A 21,885-nucleotide genomic window follows, 5' to 3' on the forward strand; every position below is an offset into this window, starting at 1 on the left:
TGGTCCGCTGGTTTTTCTGTTCCGAGAGGCATCAATGATTGTTTGAGCGCAGCGAGTTGCTTTGATGCCTCTCTGGCTTTTAGGAAAAATCAGGGGGCTTAGTGCTTCTTATGTCCGAAACCGGAGCATCGGCCTCCCTCCCCCCGCCCAGAGCGCAAATTTCAGAAGCTCAAGCAGTCGAAGTCTTGCATTTCTCCATACAGAATCGTATAATTCTATTAATTATCAGTCAGCTTTACCAGAGAAAGGGTATTTCTATGAAAAAGTCAATTATTGTGATCACCTGTGATAAAGGAGCGTCTGTTTATCATACATCTGTGCTCCAGTCCCTGTTTGCAGATAAGATTACTGTAACAAGCTCTTCTGTCAGCGAGGTTCAGGAAAAGGGGCTTCCCGGTGCGGATCTGTACTGTATTACAACAGATGCGGCAGAGCATCTTCCGAACCTGAGGGAACAGCTTCCGGAGGATTCGGATGTTGTCCTGTTTTTTGTAACCTTTTCCCAGAAAACTCTGGAACGGCTGAATGAAATCCCGGCAGGCACGAAGGTTCTGTTTGTCAATTTCAGTGAGAAAATGTCCCAGGAATGTATCACCAGCTTAAATCAGCTGGGGGTAAATCATCTTCATTTCAGGCCCTGGTATCCGGGGGCTGATAAAAGTGCGCTGGAGGGAATCTCTCTGGCTGTGACGCCTGATGAAGAGAAATATGTGCCGGAGGAGATCAAGACAGTGATCAATCTGGGACAGAGGGTCATAGACTGCAATACCGTAGTGGAGGTCCTTTTGAAGCTGAAGTTCTATGATATGCTGGAGGATCCCCACATACACACCTATCTCTCCTCCATTGCCTCCAACAGTTACAGCTTTGATGAGCTTATGGGACGTTCCTTCCGCCTGGAATCCAGCTTTCAGAGCCTGATCGATATTCTTGATATCGGGATTATTGGGATCAATGAAAATGACGACATTTTTGTCTACAACAAAAAGGCAGAAAAAATAATTGGATTTTCCCTGGAGGATGCCATTGGGAGAAAAGCGGAAGCAGTGGTCCCCTTCCTTCCCTTTTCAGAGTGCCGTATGAATTCCCGCACGATCAATGACAGGCTCATCCGGTTTCATGGGATTCCTATCAATACAAGCGTTGTCCCTATTATGAGAAAAAGGAGCCATATAGGAGCCATCGCCATGTTCCAGCATTTTGGCGAGGAGGAGGCGCGCCAGCACAAGCTGCGTATCCAGCTGATGGATAAGGGGCATAAGGCGAAATATACCTTTGACGATATCATCGGAAGCAGCCCGGCTATTCTGAAGGTCAAGGATATTGCAAGAAAGATGGCCGGCACAAAGTCCTCCATTCTGATCACTGGTGAGAGCGGAACCGGGAAAGAGCTGTTTGCCCATGCGATCCATAATGCCTCTGAGCGCAGAAATTTTCCCTTTGTGGCGATCAACTGTGCAGCCCTGCCGGAAAATCTTCTGGAAAGCGAGCTGTTCGGCTATGTGGACGGAGCATTTACCGGGGCAAAAAAGGGCGGAAAAATGGGACTGTTTGAGTTTGCCCACACAGGGACCCTCTTTTTAGACGAGGTGGAGGGAATGAGCCAGCTGCTGCAGATAAAGCTTCTGAGGGTCATACAGGAGCACGAGGTCATGCGGATCGGAGATAACCGTCTGATCAGCGTGGATGTGCGTATTATTGCAGCAAGCAATGAAAATCTGAAAACGCTTATGGAGGAGGGAAATTTCCGTCAGGATCTATATTACCGTCTGAATACGCTTCCGATCAATCTGCCGCCATTGAGAGAACGAAAAGAAGATATCCTGCCTCTTCTGGAGGTGTTTAAAAGAGAATTAGACAGCAGCTTTTCTGTTTCGCCTAAGGTGGAAAAGGCGCTTCTGAGCCATTCCTGGAGGGGAAATATACGGGAGCTGCGCAACTATGCAGAGTATTTTTCTTATTTGGATAAGCCGGTGATCGAAGAGGAGGATCTTCCTCCTGGTTTTTATGAGCAGCCTGCAGTAAAAAACCATACAGCAGTTCACAGATCGTATGAGGAGAGAGTGGAAGCCATGACCCTGCGTGAGGCGGCGGGAAAGCGGTATACGGAATACTGCTTTATCCTGGATACCCTGGCTGCGGGAGCCAGATCCGGTGTCACCATAGGCAGGGAGTATCTGGTACAGGAGGCAAAAAAAGCGCATATTCTCTTAAGTCAATATGAGGTGCGTGAGATATTGGCTTCCCTGGAACGTATGGGATATGTGAAGGTTTCTAAGGGCCGGGGAGGCACCAGGATCACAGAAAGAGGGATCATGTTCCTGGAAAATGGGCGTTGATTTGATTAATTGGATGAAATATCGTCCAATTAATCGACCATATTAATTTCTTTTTTTGATAAATATCCGTTAAGACCTTAAATTTATAGGTAAATACCATCATTTTTTGAAGAGAAGCAGTTAAAAAATTTTGATTTTATGATTTTTTAACTGCTTTTTTGCTGTTTTTTTATTATTTCCTAAATTTGGCACGACTTTTGCGATTAATAATCGTGTAATTACACGATCAGAACCTTTTTATTCATCCGGATGATAAAGATTGCGTTTCTGGTAAACTATTTTATTAATAGGAGGTTTGTATGAGTAGTCAGATAAAGCAGAAGTCCGTATGGGAAAACTACCGTTTTCCGATCCTTTTAGTTGGATCTATTATTATTGGTTCCATCATTGGTGTAGTTATGGGCGAAAAGGCGACGGTTTTAAAGCCTTTCGGCGATATTTTCCTGAACCTGATGTTCACCGCCATTGTTCCTCTGGTATTTACCACCATTGCCAGCGCTGTAGGAAATATGATGAATATGAAGCGCCTGGGAAGCATTCTGGGGAATATGCTCCTTGTATTTGTTGTCACAGGCGTGATCGCAGGTGTCCTGATCATTGGTGCTGTCACCATTTTCCCGCCTGCAAAGGGCGTTGAGATCGCAGTGGAGGCGGCAGAGGAGCTGGAGGCAGTGAAGCTGTCAGATGCCATTGTAAATGCAATTACAGTCAATGATTTTTCCGCTCTTTTATCCCGAAAAAATATGCTTCCGCTGATCGTATTCTCCATTCTGTTCGGCTTCTGCGTAAGCTACTGCGGCGGTGAGGAGAGCTATGTAGGAAAGCTTCTCAATAATCTTTCCGATGTTATGATGAAGGTTATTGATATTATTATGAAATATGCACCTATTGGTCTGGCAGCTTACTTTGCTAACCTGGTAGGCGAGTTCGGCCCACAGCTTTTAGGCGCATATGGACGTGCAATGCTGGTTTATTATCCAATGTGTATTTTTTACTTCCTTGTGTTCTTTACCCTGTATGCTTACTGGGCAGCAGGAAAGAAGGGCATAAAGGTAATGTATAAATATATTCTTCCTCCAACTGCCACCTCTATTGCAACTCAGAGCTCTGTGGCAACTCTTCCGGTGAACCTGGAGGCTGCAAAAAATATCGGCGTGCCAAAGGATATCCGGGAGATCATCCTTCCTATCGGAGCTACCATGCATATGGACGGCACTGTATTTTCCAGTATATTAAAGATCGCCTTCCTCTTTGGACTCTATGGAAAGCCATTTACCGGTATTGGAACCTTTGTTTCTGCCATGCTGATCGCTGTAATGTCAGGCGTGGTGATGTCAGGTGTTCCGGGAGGCGGCCTGATCGGTGAGATGCTGATCGTAAGCCTGTACGGCTTCCCGGCAGAAGCATTTCCGCTGCTGGCAACGATCGGTTTCCTGGTAGACCCTCCGGGTACATGCATCAATGCAACTGGTGATACCATTGCTTCCATGATGGTAACAAGGCTGATCGAGGGAAAAGACTGGCTTGAAAAGAGATTGGCATCTGGAGAAGTAAAATTATAAGCTTGAAAGGGATTTGCCATGAGTAATAAATTTAATTTGGAACGGCGCCATTATCCGGTGCTGGAGCGTTATGCTTACCTGGACACCTCTACGACAGGTGCAATTCCCCAATATGCCTGTGATGCAATTTGCACCTATCTTCAGGAGCGGACAGATCTGGGGATGGATATTGACTATTATCATGAGCAATGGGAATTTGCGGACATTGTCAGAGATGAGATCGCAGAAATGATCGGCGCGGAAAATGGGAAGACCATTGCCTTCGGGCAGAATTCTTCCACCCTGTTTAATATTTTCTGCAATGGACTGAAGCTGGAGAAGGGGGATAATGTCATTCTGTATGAAACGGCGTTTCCCGCTATGACTTACCAGTGGCTTAATCTGGAGAAAACGTTGGGCATCGAGCTTCGGGTGGCAAAGACAGTGGATGGCGAGATCACACCGGAATCCCTCTTTGCCCTGGCAGATGAGCGCACCAAGGCCCTGACCGTATGCCATGTGGATAGTGGGACCGGCTACCGCCATGATCTTAAGGCCATTGGACACTGGTGCAGGGAGCATCACATTCCATTTGGAGTGGATGCGACCCAGTCCTGCGGGGCAATGAAGATCAATGTTCAGGAAATGGAAATTGATTTTCTGACAACCTCTGTCTACAAATGGCTTCAGGGTATCCAGGGATTGGGCTTTGCCTATATTGCTCCCTCCTTTATGCCTTCTCTTGTTCAGACAGAAATGGGATGGGCAAATGTCAGCGACAGAATCAATGGCGGTCCCTTTGATCTTATTATGAGCGAGACTGCCTGCCGTTTTGAGAATGGAGGCCTGCCCGCACCCGGGCTTTACGGACTGACAGAGGTGATACATACCTATATGCGCCTGGGAGCAGAGGATATCCAGAATTATATATTGGAGCTTTCAGAGTATCTGTATCAGAGGGTAAAGGAGGTTCCCGGCCTTTCTATTGCATTTGAACATGATATGGAACACCGTTCCAGCCTTACCTCCATCACTTATCCGGAGGAGCTTAAGATCACGGATGCGGATGCCAGGAGGGCCGGAGTGCGCATAAGAGTGCAGGGAAAGAACAAAATGCGTATAGGTATTCATTATTATAACAACAGGAATGATATTGACCGTCTGATGGATTATTTAAAAAAACGTTTAGAAGAAACCAGGAGGTAAATAGGGATTATGAGTGAAGTTTTATGTGGAAAAATAAGTGATCTTCCGATGATCGATCCGGGAGCCCATATGCTGGCCGGAGAAAAGAGGATTGTGTTTGGACCGGAGCGTTTCTGGGATACCCATGTCATGAGATGCTTTACCTTAAAGCCGGGAGGGATGGCTGCCAATAACCATCATCCATGGGTACACTGGTTTGTATGCATAGGAGGACATGGAAAATTCCAGATTGGAGACACCACCTATGATATCGAAGCAGGAACATGGGTATTTGTACCATCTGAAGTTCCTCATTCATTCTGGAATACCTCAGAAACCGAGGATCTGATAAGCCTGTGTACGGTTACAGTGGAAGGAGATACGGATCCACTTGCATTGACCAGAGGCTGTTAAAAAGGAGGGAAAGCATGGCACTTAAAACATACCGTGCAACAGCAGATCACAAAGAAAATCTTCAGGTTCAGGTAAAAGCCAGGGATTTTTCCCTGGTGATCGATGAGCCGGAGGAAAATGGCGGTGATAATAAAGGAATGAATCCTGTGGAGCTGCTTTTGGGAAGCATCGGAGCCTGCCAGACCATAACAGCCATGATCTATGCAGATTTTTATGGCATTCAGATCGATGAGCTTTCTGTAGAGGTTGAGGGAGATATGGATTCCGATGGCTTTTCAGGTGCAGACCCTTCGGTCCGTCCCGGATTCCAGCGCATCCGCTCTGTCTTTCATATAAAGAGCAGCGCTCCAAAGGTTCAGCTGTTACAGCTCATTAAAATGGTAGAAAAGCAGTGTCCTGTGGGAGACAGCGTAGGCCATGGAGTAGAGCTTGCGCCTCCGAAACTGGTACAGGAGTAGAGAATAAAAGGAGCATTGTGAATGGAAATTAAAATGGGCCCCGTTATGGGAAAAGCGCCTGCCATCATTGGCTCCGTTGAAGTCCGGCCTGGGCAATCTGTGAGGGCCGGACAGATTCTTGCACAGGTGGAGACAGGCAAGGGAAACCGTCCGGTGAAAGCCCCGGCGGATGGACTGATAACAGAAGTGCTGTGCAGTCCGGGAGAAAATATCCGTTCCGGCCAGAATATGTTTCTTTTTGAGGAGCTTGCAGCAGACAGCGGAGTGGAAAAAGAACCTCTTACAGCAGATCTATTTGTTATAGGAGGAGGGCCGGGAGGTTATGTAGCTGCGCTGTATGCCGCTAAGCAGGGATTGTCGGTAGCCTTAGCGGAAAAGAGCCTGTTGGGAGGCACCTGCCTCAACTGCGGATGTATTCCCACAAAAGCGCTGCTCCAGTCAGCCAGACTCTATCGGTCCATAAAGGAGGCTGATTCCTTTGGCATTCATGTATCTTCTGCTGCGGCAGATACAAAGGCCATATTTGAACGGAAGGACAGGATCTGCGAGGATTTAAGAAATGGCGTGGAAGGGCTTCTTCAAAGTGCAGGAGTTGCTATATTGAAGGGAAGTGCAAAATTAACAGGAGACCGCAGCGCAGTTGTGGAGCTGGAGGACGGAGAAAGAGAAATCTTATTTAAACATGCTATTCTTGCAGCAGGATCCCGCCCCGTGATCCCCGGCTTTGTGACAGACAGCAAAAAAACAGGTGCAGCCGTGATGGACAGTGAGGAGGCCTTGGGTGCGGGAGTATTTCCGGGCTCCATTGCCATTATCGGAGGCGGCGTGATCGGCATGGAGTTTGCATTTCTCTACCGAAATATGGGTTCAGAGGTGTATGTGATCGAATATCTGGACCAGATATTAGGTAATGTTGATCCGGACGTCGTTCAGACGATCGCGGCAGAGGCAGTCCGTCAGGGAATACATCTCTATACAGGAGCAAGGGTGACAGCCGTATCAGGGACAGATTCCGGTCATTCTGTGATTTCTTTTCAGACAGAGGGACAGATGCATTTGATCGCCGTGGAGGCCGTTCTGACTGCTACCGGGCGCAGGCCTGTTACAGACGGACTGGGTCTTGAAAACGCAGGGATAACTCTTACAGAGAGAGGCGCAGTGGAGATCGATGACAGAATGAGGACAAATGTTCCGGGCATCTATGGGATCGGGGACATTACCGGAAAGCTGGCATTGGCACATGAAGCCTCCCATCAGGGGATCATTGCGGTGGATGATATCTGCGGGAAAGGCCATCCCATGGATTATGATCAGATCCCCAGCGTGATCTTCACCCATCCGGAAGCGGCATGTGTAGGGAAGACAGAGAAGGAATGCAGGGAACAGGGACTTTCTGTAAAGGTCAGCCGGTTTCCTTTTGCGGCCAATGGCAAGGCAAAGATCATGGGAGAGACAGAAGGCTTTGTGAAGCTGATACGTTCTGAAAAGGATGGAAGGATCATAGGAGGCGCTGTTGTGGGACCGGATGCATCTGCACTGATAAGCACTATTACTGCTGCAGTCAGCAGGAAAATGACAGATGAAGAATTGGCAGATATGGTATTTGCCCACCCAACGACCTCAGAGGCCATCTACGAGGCTGATCTGGGCTTATCCATTGGCGCTCTCCACTATCAGAGATAGCGTTATGGGAAGAATCATTGTCTCCAAAGAAACAGATCCCTATCTTAATCTGGCGCTGGAGGAGGAGCTTTTGTTTACTCCCCATGAGGGCACATGGCTTTATCTGTGGCAGAACCAGAATACGGTGGTGATCGGCAGGAACCAGAATCCCTATATGGAATGTGATCCGGGATATATGAGCAGGAAAAAAATGAAGCTGGCCCGCCGCTTATCAGGAGGAGGAGCAGTTTATCATGACCTGGGAAACTTAAATTACACCTTTCTGTGCAGGGAAGAGGAAATGGATGCAAAAAGCCAGACAAGGCTGATCAGCCAGGCGCTTTTGTCACTGGGGATCCAATGCTGCTTTTCCGGAAGGAATGATCTTCTCTATGATGGAAGAAAATTTTCCGGACAGGCATATTACTCAGAGGATGGTTTTTCTTATCATCATGGGACGATCATGATCGATCTGGACATGGAGGTTATGGAAAAGGCCTTAACGCCCTCCAGGCTTAAGCTGGATGCAAAGGGGATCTCTTCCGTAAGGAGCAGGGTGGTTAATTTAAAGAGCATATGTCCTGCTATTACGGCAGAGGCAGTAGCAGACAGCCTGATAAAATGCTATAGGGAAAGCTTTGGACCGGCAGCTGTGGAAATATGGGATTTTAAGGAACGGCTGCCTTCTTCCAGCGCGAAGTATAGGGACCCGGAGTGGAATCTGGGGAAATGCCCCTCCTATGAGGCCTCAATGGATATTGCTGCTGCAAAGGGCATTTTCAGGCTGAAGGTCCGTGTGGAGAATGGGCTGATCGCAGAGGCAGCTCTTTCTTCTGATTCCCTGGAAGGTTTGGAGCTTCATAAGCTGGAGCAGGGCCTGATCGGCTGTCTTTTTGAAGAGGAACAGGTGCGCAGGCACTTAAATAGCTAATGAACGAAAAAAAGGAGGAAAAATAACATGGATGTTTACAAGAAATTAGAAGAATTGGGAGTATCTCTTTTAGGGCCAACTCCAAAGGGCGGTATTTACAGCAGTATACAGCCTTATGGCGATCACCTGTTGTATGTATCAGGAACAGCTCCCCACAATTCTGTAGATGAAAACATGTGCGGAAAGCTGGGATCAGAGTATACCATCGCAGAAGGCCAGGAGGCTGCCAGAAGATGTATGGTGAATATCATTTCCAATCTGCATCATGAGCTGGGCGATCTCAACAGGATCAAAAAGTTTGTAAAGATTTTAGGCTTTGTGGCATCTGCACCTGATTTTTATGAGCATCCCCAGGTGATCAATGGGGCATCTCAGCTGTTAAAGGATGTATTTGGGGAGGAGGCCGGACTTCCGGCCAGATCTGCCATTGGCGTGGCAGCTCTTCCGTGGAATATTCCGGTGGAAATCGAATGCATCGTTGAGCTGAAGGATTGATAAATGCAGGGAAGCTGCTGCACCTGGGCTGGTGCAGCAGTTTCCCTTTATCTATATGGACTTATATGGACTGGCTGGTATGAATTAGAAGCCCTTGATCAGCTCGCCATTCTTCGGCTCGAAGCGGCCGGTGAAGAAGCGGAGAACTTCTGGCTCATATACCCACTTAAGGCCGCTGATGTCATGTCTTCTCTGATACAGCTGGATGATAGCGTCAGCTACGTAGTCAAGGTGAGCATAGGTATAAACTCTTCTCGGAATGGTCAGACGGATGGTCTCTAACTTCGGAACGTGATCCTCACCAGTTTTCACATCTCTTCCGGCGGAGATGATGCCGCGCTCCATGGTTCTTACGCCGGAGTACTCATAAACAGCTGCTGCCAGAGCCTGTGCCGGGAAGTCTGTCTTCTGATCTAAGTGATCTAAGAATGCGCGTGCATCTACGAAGATTGCATGGCCGCCGTATGGTTTTACCATTGGAACGCCTGCTGCATCCAGCTTCTCGCCCAGATAACGGATCTGATTTACGCGGTGGCTGATGTAGTTGTAATCCATAGCTTCTCTGAGGCCGATCGCCATAGCTTCCATATCTCTTCCTGCCATGCCGCCGTAGGTTGGCATACCCTCAAACTGTACTACCATGCCGCAGGCGCGAACGTACAGATCCTTGTCATTCATGCAGAGGAAGCCGCCGATATTGGTTAAGCAGTCCTTCTTACCGGACATTGTGCAGCCATCGCCGTAGGAGAACATTTCACGAACGATCTCTTTGATGGTCTTGTCCTCGTAGCCTTTTTCTCTTGTCTTGATGAAGTATGCGTTCTCTACGCATCTTGTAGCATCGTACATCACCTTGATGCCGTGCTTGTGAGCCAGTTCAGCAACAGCCTTGATGTTAGCCATGGAAACGGGCTGTCCGCCTGCCAGGTTTACAGTAACTGCAAGGCAGATATAAGGGATCCTGTCAGCGCCAACCTCATCAATCAGAGCCTGGAACTTATTTAAGTCAACATTGCCCTTGAAGTCCAGAACTGCGCTTGGATCATGAGCTTCGTCAATAACAACATCGCGGAAGGTAGCTCCGTTGCGCTCCTGATGGAAGCGTGTGGTTGTGAAATACATGTTGCCCGGTACATAGTCGCCTGGCTTAATGGTCAGAGAGGACAGAATGTTCTCAGCGCCGCGTCCCTGGTGAGTAGGAACTACGTACTTGAAGCCGAACAGCTCCTGTACAGTCTCTTCCAGATGATAGAAGTTTCTGGATCCGCCGTAAGCTTCGTCGCCTAACATAAGGCCTGCCCACTGCCTGTCGCTCATTGCATTTGTGCCGGAGTCTGTTAAAAGGTCGATAAAGCACTCTTCAGACTTAATAAGGAAGGTGTTGTAGCCAGCTCTCTTAACTGCTTCTTTTCTCTCTTCTTTGTTCAGGTTGCCCATTAACTCTACCATTTTGATCTTATAAGGCTCCGGTGCAAAATTTCTCTTATCCATATTATCCTCCTTGATTTAATGATTATTGTTTTGCATTTTATGATGCTATTTTGTACTCTTTTTGATCATGTAATTTGCTTCATAGTCCTTCAGGGCTGCAATTGCCTGACCGGACAGTGGAATGATAACTACCATATTGAAGATGGTCATAAGTCCTACGCCTAAGTCGCCCAAATCCCATACGAAGGTGTAAGCGGCAACGCCTCCTACAAAGAGCATTACCAGGGCGAAAATTTTATAACAGGTCTGGGCGGTCCAGCTGTCTCCAAATACGTAGGCCACATTACATCTGGCGTAGTAGAGAATGCCGATGAAGGTGGAGAAGCTGAACAGGAACAGGATCACGGCGATAAATACAACGCCGAACTGGCCCATGTGGTGGTTCATAGCTGCCTGGAGAAGATCCATTCCTACAAGACCTTCCACTGCCTCGCTGGGAGCCAGCAGCATGATAAATGCGGAACAGCTGCAGATCACCAGTGTATCGATGAATACGCCTAAGGACTGGATAAGTCCCTGCTTTGCAGGATGGCTTACCTCTGCTGCAGCTGCTGCACAGGGAGCGGAGCCGCTTCCTGCTTCGTTGGAGAACAGGCCGCGCTTTACGCCGTTCATAACGACTGCACCCAGGCCGCCTCCTGCGACTGCCTTAAATCCAAATGCCTGAGAGAAGATATCCTTGAAAACGCCTGGTAAAAGGGCAATGTTCTTGATGATGATGAACAATGTGATGCCGAAGTAGGCACAGGCCATAATCGGAACGATAAAATCCAGGATCTTCACTGTAGCATTCTTCCGGAGTACGATGGCTGCTGAGATGGCAACCAGTACAACGGTGGTGGCAATCTGCGGTATGCCGAATGCGTTCTTAAATGCTGTGGTAACGGAGTTTGCAACTACCTGGCTGATACCTGCCCAGCAAAGCAGGCCGGAAAGGGCAAACGCGATGCCTAATAATGTGTATTTGCAGCCTCTGCTGTAGTAGGTCTGACCGTCAGTCGCTACATACTCCGCTTCCTTATGTACGTCCTTCACAAAGGCATCCTCACGTTTGATCTTTGTCACCAGACGTATGCGGTCCATGAAATATGCGGGGCCTCCCCGATAGCCTCCATATAATGGATCCTTTTCTTTATATATCTGTGCCAGAGTTGATTCGATAAAAGCACTGGACGAACCAATCAGAGCGGTGAGCCACATCCAGAATACGGCGCCTGCGCCTCCAAAGGATATGGCTGCTACTACGCCCGCCAGATTCCCCATTCCTACGCGGGTGGCAGTAGCGATAATTAATGCTTGTAGTCCTGAAATGGAATTTTCATCATCACTGCTCTTTTTGTCCAAGGTTGCACGAATCATCTCCGGGAACAGCCTGAATGGTAAGAAACGAGTCTTTACTGTGAAGTAGAATCCTGCCGGAATCAATATCAGTACCAGCAATGAGATCCCAAATTGCGTTTCACCATTGGAAAACTCTAATACAAATAAGTCCCCCCAAAGTAGATCATTTAGTGATGTAACCAATTTCACGATTAGATTTGTAAATCTGCTAAATATCTCCATCCTCCTTATATCACCTCCATAAGATACGACCTTCAGTAGTTTTGGATAGGTACTGCTTGTCGAGGTTATTGGATTGTTACGTAATGCATGATGCATCATGCTTTATGTATTATATAATACAACAAAAATTACAAAAGTCAAGAGTCTTTTTATAAATTTTTATTTTTTTTTCACAGAGGGGAAGAATGGGTTTCTAGTTTTTGGAAAATACTAGTCTTATTGACCTAAAACAAGACAATTCTTGCTTTTTTTTGGAATATGTAGTAAAATTAAGAGTACGGTTAGGCAAGCAGGGAGAGCTAGGCTGCATAATTGAGACTATTGAGTGAGCAAACATAGGGATAAGGATGAGACATGAACATTGTAAAGCTGACACTGAGCGAGCAGGTATATAACATATTGAAAGAAGATATCCTTGCGGGTAAGATCGTGGCTGGTGATAAGCTTATAAACCGTGAACTGCAGGAGCGCTTCCAGGTTTCCTCCACTCCGGTCCGCGATGCTATTAACAAACTTTATCAGGACGGACTTATCAAAGAGGTAACGAAGACAGGAGCAAGACTGATCGATTTTGATCTGGAGGATGCAGAGGAGATCAATGATTTTATAGGGAGCCTGTCCTGCCAGGCGCTCATGCTCTCTGCACGCAAGGGGGATCCGAAGCTGGTGACAAAGGATCTCTACCAGTATCAGGAAAAGATGGAGCAGGCAGAGGATGATAACGCTTACTTTGACGCGGATTTCCGGTTTCACAAGACATTTTTTGACTATTGCGGAAACCGTTTTCTAAAGGAGACTTATAAGCGGTACAATCTGATACGTTTTATGCTGATACGCTATGCCATCCGCACTCTGGATGACAAGACAGACTCGATCAACCAGCACAAGGAGATCACAGAGGCCTATGCGGTGAAAAACTATTCTCTGGCGAGAAAGCTGATGGAGGAGCATTACCAGGGAGGATTTTACCGGATCATGGGATATTATGAGAAGCCGGAGAAGTGATTTTCCGGTATGAGAAGTATAGGAAGGCGCTTTTTTGCAGTTTGAAGGCTGGGAAAAGCGCTTTTTTAAATGTTCTAAGCACAGACAAGGGATTTTCATGTATAATAGATGGAAAGCGCAGATCCGGGAGGAGAGAAGATGAGAGAAGAGGAGCTTTTGATAAACAGGCTGAGGGCATATCAGGATACGGATATGTATCCCTTTCATATGCCTGGGCATAAGCGTCTGAAGGGGGAGCCGGAGGCTTTAAGAGGGATAGCGTTCCCTGATCCGTTTTTGATCGATATCACGGAGATCGACGGCTTTGATAATCTCCATCATCCGGAAGGAATCCTAAAAGAATCCATGGAATGGGCAGCCGGGGTCTACGGGGCAGATAAAACCTTTTATCTGGTAAATGGAAGCAGCAGCGGTATACTGTCGGCTGTCTGCGGCTGTGTGGAGCGCGGCGGCCGCCTGCTTATGAGCAGGAACTGCCATAAATCTGTTTACAATGGAGTATATTTAAGCCAGTTAACTGCCTCCTATATTTATCCACAAGAGATAAAAGGATTGGGGATACAGGGAGGTATCCGGGCAGAGGATGTGGAAAGACTTCTGAAAAGGTATATGGATACCCAGGCAGTTCTCATTGTATCCCCTACCTATGACGGAATCGTATCGGATATCGAGGCGATTGCCAGGGTGGTCCACAGAGCAGGTCTTCCTCTGATCGTGGATGAAGCCCATGGAGCACACTTTCGTTACAGCAGGTATTTTCCGGTATCGGCCTTAGAGCTGGGAGCCGATATTGTGATCCAGAGTGTCCATAAGACTCTGCCCAGCCTGACGCAGACAGCCCTTCTCCATATGAAATATAACAGGCCGGACGGAGGCTTTTATGGAAATGAGGAGGCTGTGGAGCGGTATCTTCACATGGTACAGAGCAGCAGCCCTTCCTATGTGCTCATGTCAAGTATTGAAAACAGCATTTTCCGTATGGAAGAAAGGAGCAGGGCGACAGGAGGATTTCAGGAGTATGCCGATGTCCTTAAGGGGATGAGAAAGAGGCTGGAAGGAATGAAGCATTTGAAGCTGGCGGAGGGCCTGGCAGGGCAGGGAGGTGTCTTTGATATGGATATTTCCAAGATCGTGGTATCCACCAGGGAGGCCGGGATCACAGGGGCAGAGCTGGATGATATGCTCCGCAGGAAATATCACCTGGAAATGGAGATGTGCGGGGCCGATTATGTGACAGCCATCACGACAGTGATGGACAGCCATGAGGGATTAAAAAGGCTGGAAGAAGGGCTTCTTGCAATCGATGGGGAGATTGGAAAGCAGGCAGAGGCCTTAGAAAGCCGCAGGATAAAAGAAGGCGGAGAGCAGCCTGTGTCAGGGCAGAGCGTATACAGCATTGTAAATGACACAGCCATGACCATTACAGAGGCCATGGAGGGGAAAAAGAGAGCAGTGAAGCTTGATGACAGCAGAGGCTGCATTTCCGGTGAGTTTGTCTATGTGTATCCTCCGGGTATCCCGATCCTGGCTCCCGGCGAATGGATCAGCAGAAAGGTTCTGGCAGTGATACAAGACTATAAAAAGAAGGGGCTGCCTGTTCAGGGTCTTTTGGATGAAAGCCTTGAGCGGATACAGGTGGTGGAAAAAGGATAAAGCTCCCCGCAAAGAGGAAGATGGAGATCGCAATGGGAAAGATATTTTATGTAATGGGAAAGAGCGCCTCAGGAAAGGATACGATTTATAAGGAGCTGGTGCGCAGGCTTCCCGGCCTTCAGACAGTGAGAATGTATACCACCCGCCCGGTCAGGGACGGGGAGCAGGATGGTGTGGAGTATTATTTTACTGACAGGAAATTTTTGGAAAAATGCAGGAGGGAAAACCGGCTGATCGAGTGCAGGACCTATGACACGGTATATGGGCCATGGAGCTATTTTACAGTGGACGATGGTCAAATTGACCTGGGCAGAGGAAGCTATCTGATGATGGGAACGTTGGAATCCTATGAAAGGCTTATGGAATACTATGGCAGAGAGGCTATGGTTCCCATATATATCCACGTGGAGGATGGTCTCAGGCTTGGCCGGGCGCTGGAGCGGGAGAAAAGGCAGAAGCAGCCAAAATATGCCGAGATGTGCAGAAGATATCTTGCAGATGAACAGGATTTCTGCCGGGAAAATCTGGAGCGGTGCGGCATTGGAAGGCAGTATGAGAATGTGGTCCTGGAGGAATGTATCCGGGAGATCACGGAAGAGATCAGGCGCTTATGTGAGTGACATGGTGAAAACTGGAAAAGAGAATACAGAAAAAACCAGCAGGCAGCCGGAAGAAGTGATCTGGCTGCCTGCTGGTTTTAGGGTGGAAATGATCGGGGCCGAAAACATGAAACACAAAGCTATAACATGTTTGCCGTAAAGACTGCCACTGACCGGGGGCGCATGGTAAAGGAGCCGTCTATGCGGGTCTCCTGGCCTTCCGGATAGAAATAACGGCCTTTCCCGTCTCCATAGGTGTTGACGTTGAGATACCAGTGGCCTCTTCTCTTTAAGTCCGGAAGAGTGATGGTGACATTCTCCCAATAGGTGTTGACAGAGATGTACACGATGTCATCATGTCCATGCTTGCTGTCATATCCGGCAAAGCTGACAGAGAAGGTCCTTGCATCTCTGGGGATATTGGTCTCCTCTGCATGGATGTTGTGGGTATGGATGAGATCCATGCCGCAGACAGCATTTGGGAGCTCCTTGCGGATCACGGGATGGCGGAAGCGGAAATGGATCATGAACTTGAAAAATTCAAACAGTTCCTTATTTTTCTCCAGAAGGCGCCAGTCAAGCCATGAGATCTCGTTGTCCTGGCAGTAGCTGTTGTTGTTGCCATGCTGGGTATTGCCAAATTCATCTCCTGCTAAGAACATGGGAGTGCCGCGGCTGCACATGAGGATGGCGCAGGCATTGCGGATCATGCGGAAGCGGAGGCTCAGTACCGCAGGGTCATTTGTCTCCCCTTCTTCCCCGCAGTTCCAGCAGCGGTTGTCATTGGAGCCGTCTGTATTATTCCAGCCATTGGCCAGGTTGTGTTTTTCATTGTAAGAATAGAGGTCGTAAAGGGTAAAGCCGTCATGGCAGGTAAGGAAATTAACGCAGGAGTTATAGCCTGCGTAGTTGCTGTCCCCGTTGGAATAATAGCCGCCGTACAGGTCTCCTGAGCCTGAAATGCTCCAGGCCGCGTTCCAGGACTCCCAGCAGTCGCCCTTTAAAAAGCCTCTCAAGGCATCGCGGTAGCGCCCGTTCCATTCAGCCCAGCGCCTGCTGGCAGGGAAGCTGCCTACCTGGTACATGCCGCCTGCATCCCAGGCCTCGGCGATGAGCTTTACATTGCTGAGAGTGGGGTCGTAGGCAAGGCTTTTTAAGAGGGGAGGATTGTTCATGGGAGAGCCGTCCTCATTCCTTCCCAGAATGCTGGCCAGGTCAAAGCGGAAGCCGTCTACACGGTAGCTGACAGTCCAGTAGCGCAGGCATTCCAGGATCATCTGCTGGACAATGGGGTGATTGCAGTTTAAGGTATTGCCGCAGCCGCTGAAATTATAATAATTTCCATTGGGTGTCAGCAAGTAATAGATGTTATTGTCAATGCCCTTGAAGGAGAAGGTGCGCCCCTTTTCATTTCCTTCAGCCGTGTGGTTGAATACCACATCCAGTATGACTTCTATCCCATTCTCATGAAGGGCCTTGATGAGCTTTTTCAGCTCCGTTCCCTCCTGGTTGTACTCCTCCGATGCAGTATAGCTGGAGTTGGGTGCAAAAAAGCCTACGGTATTGTAGCCCCAGTATTCCAGAAGCTGTTTGCCGTCCACCTCTCTGGCATTCATGGTTTCGTCAAATTCAAAGATCGGCATGAGCTCCACCGCATTGATCCCCAGCTCTTTTAAGTAGGGGATCTTTTCCATCAGTCCGGCAAAGGTACCCTTGTGTTCGACACCGGAGGAGCTGTGGCGGGTAAAGCCCCTTACGTGAAGCTCATAGATGACAAGGTCGCTCATCTCACGGGTGGACTGGGGCATGTCCCCCCAGTCAAAGATATCCTTTACGACTCTGGCCCGGTAGCTTCCGGTGATCTTCTCACCCCATATGTGCTGCCCGGCCACCGCCCTGGCATAGGGATCCAGCAGGATGGCCTTCTTGTCGTAGATAAGGCCCTTTTCCGGATTGCAGGGGCCGTCTATGCGGTAGGCATATTCAAAGTCCTCTATGTTGAGGCCAAAGACGATCATGGAATAGACATCCCCGATCTTATAGGCATCAGGGAAAGGAAGGACTGCATAGGGCTCCTCCTCGCCCCGGTGGAACAGGAGAAGCTCACAGTGTGTCCCGTGGTGGGTGTGTATGGTAAAGTTAACGCCGCACTGCAGTGCATAGGCGCCGTTTATATCAAACATTCCCGGACGGACCGGAAAGCCGGATATCTCTGCCATGGGGCTGACAGAGATGGGAGAGTCCAGGGTTAATTTATGGCTGTAAAATTTCATATTCAGAAAGCTCCGTTCTGCCCAAAATGGGCGTGATCGCTGGAAGCCAGCAGATATATTATACTTTTTTTACATAAATGCGTCAAATGATACATGCAGAAGATTTATGTATATTATATACATAAAAATGAGAATAAAGCAAAGAAAATTATGCAATAGTTCAGAATAACACAAGAAATGTAAGAATATTAAATGGAAAAACATATAATGAAAGAATATAATAGGACCATAGGAAACAAATAATTTATAAAAAGGAGAGGTGTAATATGAAGAAACGTTTTGTAGCAGCTTCACTGGCAACAATGATGGCCTTAAGTCTGGCAGCCTGCGGCGGCGGTAAGACGGCAGAGACCCAGGCCGCAGCTCCCTCTGAGACAGCAGCCCAGACAGAGGCTCCGGCTGAGACAAAGGCAGAGGAAGCAAAGGAGGAAGCTTCCGAAGCTCCGGCAGGTGAAAAGGCTCCGGAGGATTACACAGGAACCGTAGTTGTGTATTCACCACATGATGCGGATCCTCTGAACGCAGGCGTGAACCTGTTCATGGAAACTTATCCGAACGTAAAGGTTGAGGTCGTTGCAGCAGGAACCGGCGAGCTCTGCAACCGTATTGCAGCTGAGTCAGCGAACCCGATCGCAGACGTTCTCTGGGGCGGCGGCGCAGATTCCCTGGCAGCATTTAAAGAGTATTTTGCACCTTATGTTTGTGCAAATGACGAGTTCATTGGCGAGGCTTACAAGGATCCGGATGACATGTGGATCGGCGAGAGCCCGCTGCCTATGGTTATCTTCTACAACAAGGATCTGATCGAGAAGGACGGTTTAAGCATTCCAGAGGGATGGGAGGATCTGATAAAGCCAGAGTGGAAGGGCAAGATCGCGTTCTGTCTGCCTTCTAAATCCGGCTCCGCTTATACACAGCTGTGCACCATGATCTTAGGACATGGCGGCAAGGAAGACGGCTGGGATTTCATCAAGCAGTTATATGACAATCTGGATGGAAAGATTGTTGACTCCTCCGGTAAGTGCCACAAGATGGTTGCTGACGGCGAGTTCTACGTAGGACTGACATTGGAGAAGGCTGCGATCCAGTACAAGGATGATCCTTCTGTCGGCTTTGTATATCCGAAGGATGGGACAAGTGCTGTTCCGGATGGCGTAGCTCTTGTAAAGGGTGCTCCCAACGAGGAGAATGCAAAGCTGTTCATCGATTTCGTAACTTCTAAGGAGTGCCAGACAGAGCAGAGCCAGAACTGGGGCCGCCGTCCGGTAAGAAGCGACATGGAGGTCGCAGATGGACTTGCGAAGCTGGAGGACATTGTATTAGTTGACTATGATTTTGACTGGGCTGCAAATGAGAAGGAGTCTATCATTGAGAAGTTCAATGATATCATGGTTGATTAACCGGATGAACGGATTAGGATAAAGATAGGTAACGGATGTGAGACTGCCTGGCCCCGGTGGGCGGGCAGTCTTTCAGATTTAGCAGTATCGCACGCAAGCGCCTAAAAGACAGGCGTTAAGTGCTCACGACAAGGAGGTTCTCAGCATGAGTCATGCAGTGATTATTAAGAAGGCCGTGAAAAAATACGGCGATTTTACAGCCTTAAACGGAGTGGATCTGGAAATAAAGCCGGGTGAATTTTTCACGCTGCTGGGTCCCTCCGGATGTGGAAAGACTACTCTTCTGCGTATGATCGCAGGCTTTAATACGGTGGATGGCGGCGAGATCTGTTTTGACGACAAGGTCATCAACAACCTGGAGGCCCACAAGAGGGATATTGGTATGGTATTCCAGAATTATGCCATTTTCCCGCACCTGACAGTGGCGGAGAATGTCGCCTATGGACTGAAGGCAAAGAAGGTTCCGAAGGATCAGATCCCCGGAAAGGTGGAGGAGGCCCTGGAGCTGGTACAGATCGGTAAGCTGAAGGACAGAAAGCCCAATGAGCTGTCCGGCGGCCAGCAGCAGAGGGTGGCATTGGCCCGCGCCTTTGTCATTGAGCCAGGTGTGCTTCTCATGGATGAACCTCTGTCCAACCTGGATGCAAAGCTGAGAGTCCAGATGAGGACAGTCATCAAGAAGCTGCAGAGAAGGCTGGGAATTACAACGATCTATGTAACCCATGATCAGGAGGAGGCACTGGCGATCTCTGACAGGATCGCTGTCATGAAGGAGGGCAATATCATGCAGGTGGGTACTCCTGAGGAGATCTATAAGAATCCTGAGAATACCTTTGTTGCAGGCTTTATTGGTGTTTCCAATTTTGTGGAATGTGATGTGGATGGGAAGGATCCGAATGAAGCTGTTCTCAATATCAAGGATGAGTGCAGCATCACCTGCCGCCTGAAGGCTCCCTTTAAGGGAAAAGGCATCATCTCGGCAAGGCCGGAGCAGCTGTTTTTTGACGAGAAGAATGGGCTTCCCGGACGGATCACGATTTCTACCTTCCTGGGGGATTTCATTGAATATGAGATTGAGCTGAATAACGGCCAGACCATACAGCTTAATGAGTATACAAAGGATATCCATGAGCTGCGGCCGGATGGACAGGAGGTTAAGGTAAACTTTGATATCAATGCAGTTGGGGTCTATGATGCCGCTACCCAGGAGGTGATCTCATGGTAAAGTCAGGAAGGAAGCTGGACTTCTGGTTCTGGGTCAAGGTAGGGGTCGTGGGCTTTATGCTGATATTCCTGATCTACCCCTTCTGCACCCTGATCACCAGAAGCTTTTTCTCCAGCAAGGTGGATGGTTTCACTTTAGAGAACTATATCCGTTTCTTTACAAAGAAATATTATTATTCTGCTCTGGGGCGCAGCCTGTTCATATCCATTGTGACAACCTGTACTACGCTGGTGGTGGGCGTTCCCATTGCCTATGTGATGTCCAGGTATAATGTGTTAGGAAAGAAATTTATCCACATTTTTATCATCATGAGCCTTATGAGCCCGCCTTTTATCGGGGCCTACAGCTGGATCATGCTGTTTGGACGCTCCGGCTTTGTGACAAAGCTGTTTGCAACCGTCGGCATCCATCTTCCCAGCATTTACGGAAAGCTGGGGATCATCCTGGTATTTACCTTTAAGCTGTTCCCCTATGTGTACCTGTATACCTCAGGAGCTATGGGAAGCATTGACTCCAGCCTGGAGGAGGCTGCAGAGAACTTGGGAAGCAATAAGCTGCGCAGGCTGTGGACCATCACGCTCCCGGTCGTCCTTCCCTCCATTGCAGCCGGAGCCATCATGGTATTTATGACGAGCCTGGCAGACTTCGGTACTCCCATGCTGATCGGCGAGGGCTATATGGTTCTTCCCGTCCTGGTCTACAACGAATATATGAGTGAGATCGGAGGAAACGCCCATCTGGCAAGCGCACTGTCAGTAGTGGTGGTGTTCTGTTCCACCACCGTGCTTATTCTCCAGAAATATTTTGTCACCAGAAAGAATTATGTGATGACAGCTATGCGTCCTCCGAAGGAGGAAGAGCTTCACGGTTTCAGGCGTTTTCTTGTGACCTTTCCGGTAATGCTGGTGACATTTATCGGTATCCTGCCCCAGATCGTGGTGGTAGTGAGCAGCTTTATCAAGAGCGATTTCACAGGCTTTAAGAAGGGCTTCAGCATCGACAGCTATGTCACCATTTTTAACCGCCTGTGGACCAATATCAGGAATACCTTTGTATTCTCTACGGTTGCAATCGTGTTTATCATCATCCTGGGCATGCTGATCTCCTATATCGTTGTAAGGCAGAAGGGAATCGCAGGGCAGCTGATGGATCTTCTCATCATGTTCCCCTTTGTGATCCCGGGCGCTGTTCTCGGTATCAGCCTGATCGTTGCATTTAACAAGGAGCCGGTGATCTTAACTGGTACGGCTGTGATCATGATCATTGCCTTTGTAGTAAGAAAGCTGCCCTATACGGTGCGGTCGGGAAGTGCCTTTTTGCAGCAGATGGATCCCAGCGTGGAGGAGGCCTCCATCAGCCTGGGCGTTTCTCCCATGAAGACCTTTGTGAAGGTGACGGCAAGGCTTATGGCCCCCGGTGTCCTGTCAGGAGCGATCTTAAGCTGGATCACCTGTATCAATGAGCTGTCCTCCAGCGTTATGCTCTATGGAGGAAAGACAAGTACTATCTCTGTGGCTATCTATACAGAGGTTGTGAGAAACAGCTTTGGCACGGCGGCTGCGCTGGCGTCGATCCTGACGGTCAGCACGGTGATCTCACTTTTGATCTTCTTAAAGGTCAGCAAGGGGAAGGTTTCTATTGTATAAGATGT

17 protein-coding genes are annotated in these 21,885 nt (G+C 48.4%); 14 read left to right on the plus strand and 3 right to left on the minus strand.

Annotation, left to right across the window (positions count from 1 at the left end; genetic code table 11):
* The first annotated feature begins 257 nt into the window (after positions 1–257).
* The 8 genes from LIZ87_RS06935 to LIZ87_RS06970 all read left to right on the plus strand — a co-directional run bounded on the left by LIZ87_RS06935 (position 258) and on the right by LIZ87_RS06970 (position 9,025).
* On the plus strand, positions 258–2,339 hold the full coding sequence (locus LIZ87_RS06935; RefSeq protein ID WP_227145991.1) for a sigma-54 interaction domain-containing protein: 2,082 nt from the start codon (positions 258–260) through the stop codon (positions 2,337–2,339).
* A gap of 311 nt (positions 2,340–2,650) precedes the next feature.
* Entirely contained in the window at positions 2,651–3,901 is a 1,251-nt protein-coding gene (locus tag LIZ87_RS06940) for a dicarboxylate/amino acid:cation symporter (protein ID WP_178316631.1), read from the plus strand.
* Between the two features lie 18 nt (positions 3,902–3,919).
* Positions 3,920–5,086 carry an aminotransferase class V-fold PLP-dependent enzyme gene (locus tag LIZ87_RS06945; RefSeq protein WP_227145993.1) on the plus strand — a complete coding sequence of 389 codons (1,167 nt, stop codon included), beginning with the start codon at positions 3,920–3,922 and terminating at the stop codon, positions 5,084–5,086.
* Between the two features lie 9 nt (positions 5,087–5,095).
* Positions 5,096–5,479, plus strand: coding sequence for a cupin domain-containing protein (locus LIZ87_RS06950; RefSeq protein ID WP_178315575.1), 384 nt, complete (start codon positions 5,096–5,098; stop codon positions 5,477–5,479).
* Positions 5,480–5,493: 14 nt separating this feature from the next.
* On the plus strand, positions 5,494–5,937 hold the full coding sequence (locus LIZ87_RS06955; protein WP_227145995.1) for an OsmC family protein: 444 nt from the start codon (positions 5,494–5,496) through the stop codon (positions 5,935–5,937).
* 21 nt (positions 5,938–5,958) lie between these two features.
* Entirely contained in the window at positions 5,959–7,620 is a 1,662-nt protein-coding gene (lpdA, locus tag LIZ87_RS06960; protein WP_227145997.1) for a dihydrolipoyl dehydrogenase, read from the plus strand.
* 4 nt (positions 7,621–7,624) lie between these two features.
* Complete coding sequence (locus LIZ87_RS06965; protein WP_227145998.1) at positions 7,625–8,530, plus strand: lipoate--protein ligase; 906 nt, start codon at positions 7,625–7,627, stop codon at positions 8,528–8,530.
* Between the two features lie 27 nt (positions 8,531–8,557).
* Positions 8,558–9,025 (plus strand): RidA family protein, encoded by a 468-nt coding sequence (locus LIZ87_RS06970; RefSeq protein WP_178315584.1) that lies wholly within the window; start codon positions 8,558–8,560, stop codon positions 9,023–9,025.
* Positions 9,026–9,109: 84 nt separating this feature from the next.
* Here the strand turns inward: LIZ87_RS06970 and LIZ87_RS06975 are convergent, their stop codons facing one another.
* Positions 9,110–10,516: a tyrosine phenol-lyase gene (locus LIZ87_RS06975; RefSeq protein ID WP_227146000.1), complete on the minus strand. Its 1,407-nt coding sequence runs from the start codon at positions 10,514–10,516 to the stop codon at positions 9,110–9,112.
* A 45-nt stretch (positions 10,517–10,561) separates the two neighbouring features.
* Positions 10,562–12,079, minus strand: coding sequence for an alanine/glycine:cation symporter family protein (locus LIZ87_RS06980; RefSeq protein WP_227146002.1), 1,518 nt, complete (start codon positions 12,077–12,079; stop codon positions 10,562–10,564).
* A gap of 354 nt (positions 12,080–12,433) precedes the next feature.
* On the opposite strand from LIZ87_RS06980, the gene LIZ87_RS06985 reads away from it, so the two are divergent.
* From LIZ87_RS06985 to LIZ87_RS06995, 3 genes are all read left to right on the plus strand, one after another.
* Entirely contained in the window at positions 12,434–13,084 is a 651-nt protein-coding gene (locus LIZ87_RS06985) for a GntR family transcriptional regulator (protein ID WP_227146003.1), read from the plus strand.
* Positions 13,085–13,222: 138 nt separating this feature from the next.
* Positions 13,223–14,737 (plus strand): aminotransferase class I/II-fold pyridoxal phosphate-dependent enzyme, encoded by a 1,515-nt coding sequence (locus tag LIZ87_RS06990; protein ID WP_227146093.1) that lies wholly within the window; start codon positions 13,223–13,225, stop codon positions 14,735–14,737.
* Positions 14,738–14,769: 32 nt separating this feature from the next.
* Positions 14,770–15,357: a guanylate kinase gene (locus LIZ87_RS06995; protein ID WP_178316232.1), complete on the plus strand. Its 588-nt coding sequence runs from the start codon at positions 14,770–14,772 to the stop codon at positions 15,355–15,357.
* A 119-nt stretch (positions 15,358–15,476) separates the two neighbouring features.
* Here the strand turns inward: LIZ87_RS06995 and LIZ87_RS07000 are convergent, their stop codons facing one another.
* On the minus strand, positions 15,477–17,609 hold the full coding sequence (locus LIZ87_RS07000) for a glycogen debranching protein (RefSeq protein WP_227146005.1): 2,133 nt from the start codon (positions 17,607–17,609) through the stop codon (positions 15,477–15,479).
* Between the two features lie 266 nt (positions 17,610–17,875).
* Between LIZ87_RS07000 and LIZ87_RS07005 the strand changes: the two genes are divergently transcribed.
* From LIZ87_RS07005 to LIZ87_RS07015, 3 genes are all read left to right on the plus strand, one after another.
* Positions 17,876–19,009: an ABC transporter substrate-binding protein gene (locus LIZ87_RS07005; protein ID WP_227146007.1), complete on the plus strand. Its 1,134-nt coding sequence runs from the start codon at positions 17,876–17,878 to the stop codon at positions 19,007–19,009.
* 145 nt (positions 19,010–19,154) lie between these two features.
* The gene (locus LIZ87_RS07010) at positions 19,155–20,234 is read left to right on the plus strand and encodes an ABC transporter ATP-binding protein (RefSeq protein WP_178316235.1); all 1,080 of its coding nucleotides are present in this window, start codon (positions 19,155–19,157) and stop codon (positions 20,232–20,234) included.
* A complete protein-coding gene (locus LIZ87_RS07015) occupies positions 20,228–21,880 on the plus strand; it encodes an ABC transporter permease (RefSeq protein ID WP_178316236.1) in 1,653 nt (550 codons plus the stop codon). The genes LIZ87_RS07010 and LIZ87_RS07015 overlap by 7 nt, the downstream gene beginning before the upstream one ends.
* Positions 21,881–21,885 lie beyond the last annotated feature (5 nt).

Origin of the sequence: Lacrimispora sp. 210928-DFI.3.58 (assembly GCF_020554865.1) — a bacterium.
Lineage (GTDB): Bacteria > Bacillota > Clostridia > Lachnospirales > Lachnospiraceae > Enterocloster.

Excerpts from the sequence above, each read along its gene's own strand:
- LIZ87_RS06935 (WP_227145991.1), top strand. The coding sequence starts at position 258 with ATGAAAAAGTCAATTATTGTGATCACCTGTGATAAAGGAGCGTCTGTT.
- LIZ87_RS06945 (WP_227145993.1), top strand. The coding sequence starts at position 3,920 with ATGAGTAATAAATTTAATTTGGAACGGCGCCATTATCCGGTGCTGGAG.
- LIZ87_RS06950 (WP_178315575.1), top strand. The coding sequence starts at position 5,096 with ATGAGTGAAGTTTTATGTGGAAAAATAAGTGATCTTCCGATGATCGAT.
- LIZ87_RS06955 (WP_227145995.1), top strand. The coding sequence starts at position 5,494 with ATGGCACTTAAAACATACCGTGCAACAGCAGATCACAAAGAAAATCTT.
- lpdA (WP_227145997.1), top strand. The coding sequence starts at position 5,959 with ATGGAAATTAAAATGGGCCCCGTTATGGGAAAAGCGCCTGCCATCATT.
- LIZ87_RS06965 (WP_227145998.1), top strand. The coding sequence starts at position 7,625 with ATGGGAAGAATCATTGTCTCCAAAGAAACAGATCCCTATCTTAATCTG.
- LIZ87_RS06970 (WP_178315584.1), top strand. The coding sequence starts at position 8,558 with ATGGATGTTTACAAGAAATTAGAAGAATTGGGAGTATCTCTTTTAGGG.
- LIZ87_RS06975 (WP_227146000.1), bottom strand. The coding sequence starts at position 10,516 with ATGGATAAGAGAAATTTTGCACCGGAGCCTTATAAGATCAAAATGGTA.
- LIZ87_RS06980 (WP_227146002.1), bottom strand. The coding sequence starts at position 12,079 with ATGGAGATATTTAGCAGATTTACAAATCTAATCGTGAAATTGGTTACA.
- LIZ87_RS06985 (WP_227146003.1), top strand. The coding sequence starts at position 12,434 with ATGAACATTGTAAAGCTGACACTGAGCGAGCAGGTATATAACATATTG.
- LIZ87_RS06990 (WP_227146093.1), top strand. The coding sequence starts at position 13,223 with ATGAGAGAAGAGGAGCTTTTGATAAACAGGCTGAGGGCATATCAGGAT.
- LIZ87_RS06995 (WP_178316232.1), top strand. The coding sequence starts at position 14,770 with ATGGGAAAGATATTTTATGTAATGGGAAAGAGCGCCTCAGGAAAGGAT.
- LIZ87_RS07000 (WP_227146005.1), bottom strand. The coding sequence starts at position 17,609 with ATGAAATTTTACAGCCATAAATTAACCCTGGACTCTCCCATCTCTGTC.
- LIZ87_RS07005 (WP_227146007.1), top strand. The coding sequence starts at position 17,876 with ATGAAGAAACGTTTTGTAGCAGCTTCACTGGCAACAATGATGGCCTTA.
- LIZ87_RS07010 (WP_178316235.1), top strand. The coding sequence starts at position 19,155 with ATGAGTCATGCAGTGATTATTAAGAAGGCCGTGAAAAAATACGGCGAT.
- LIZ87_RS07015 (WP_178316236.1), top strand. The coding sequence starts at position 20,228 with ATGGTAAAGTCAGGAAGGAAGCTGGACTTCTGGTTCTGGGTCAAGGTA.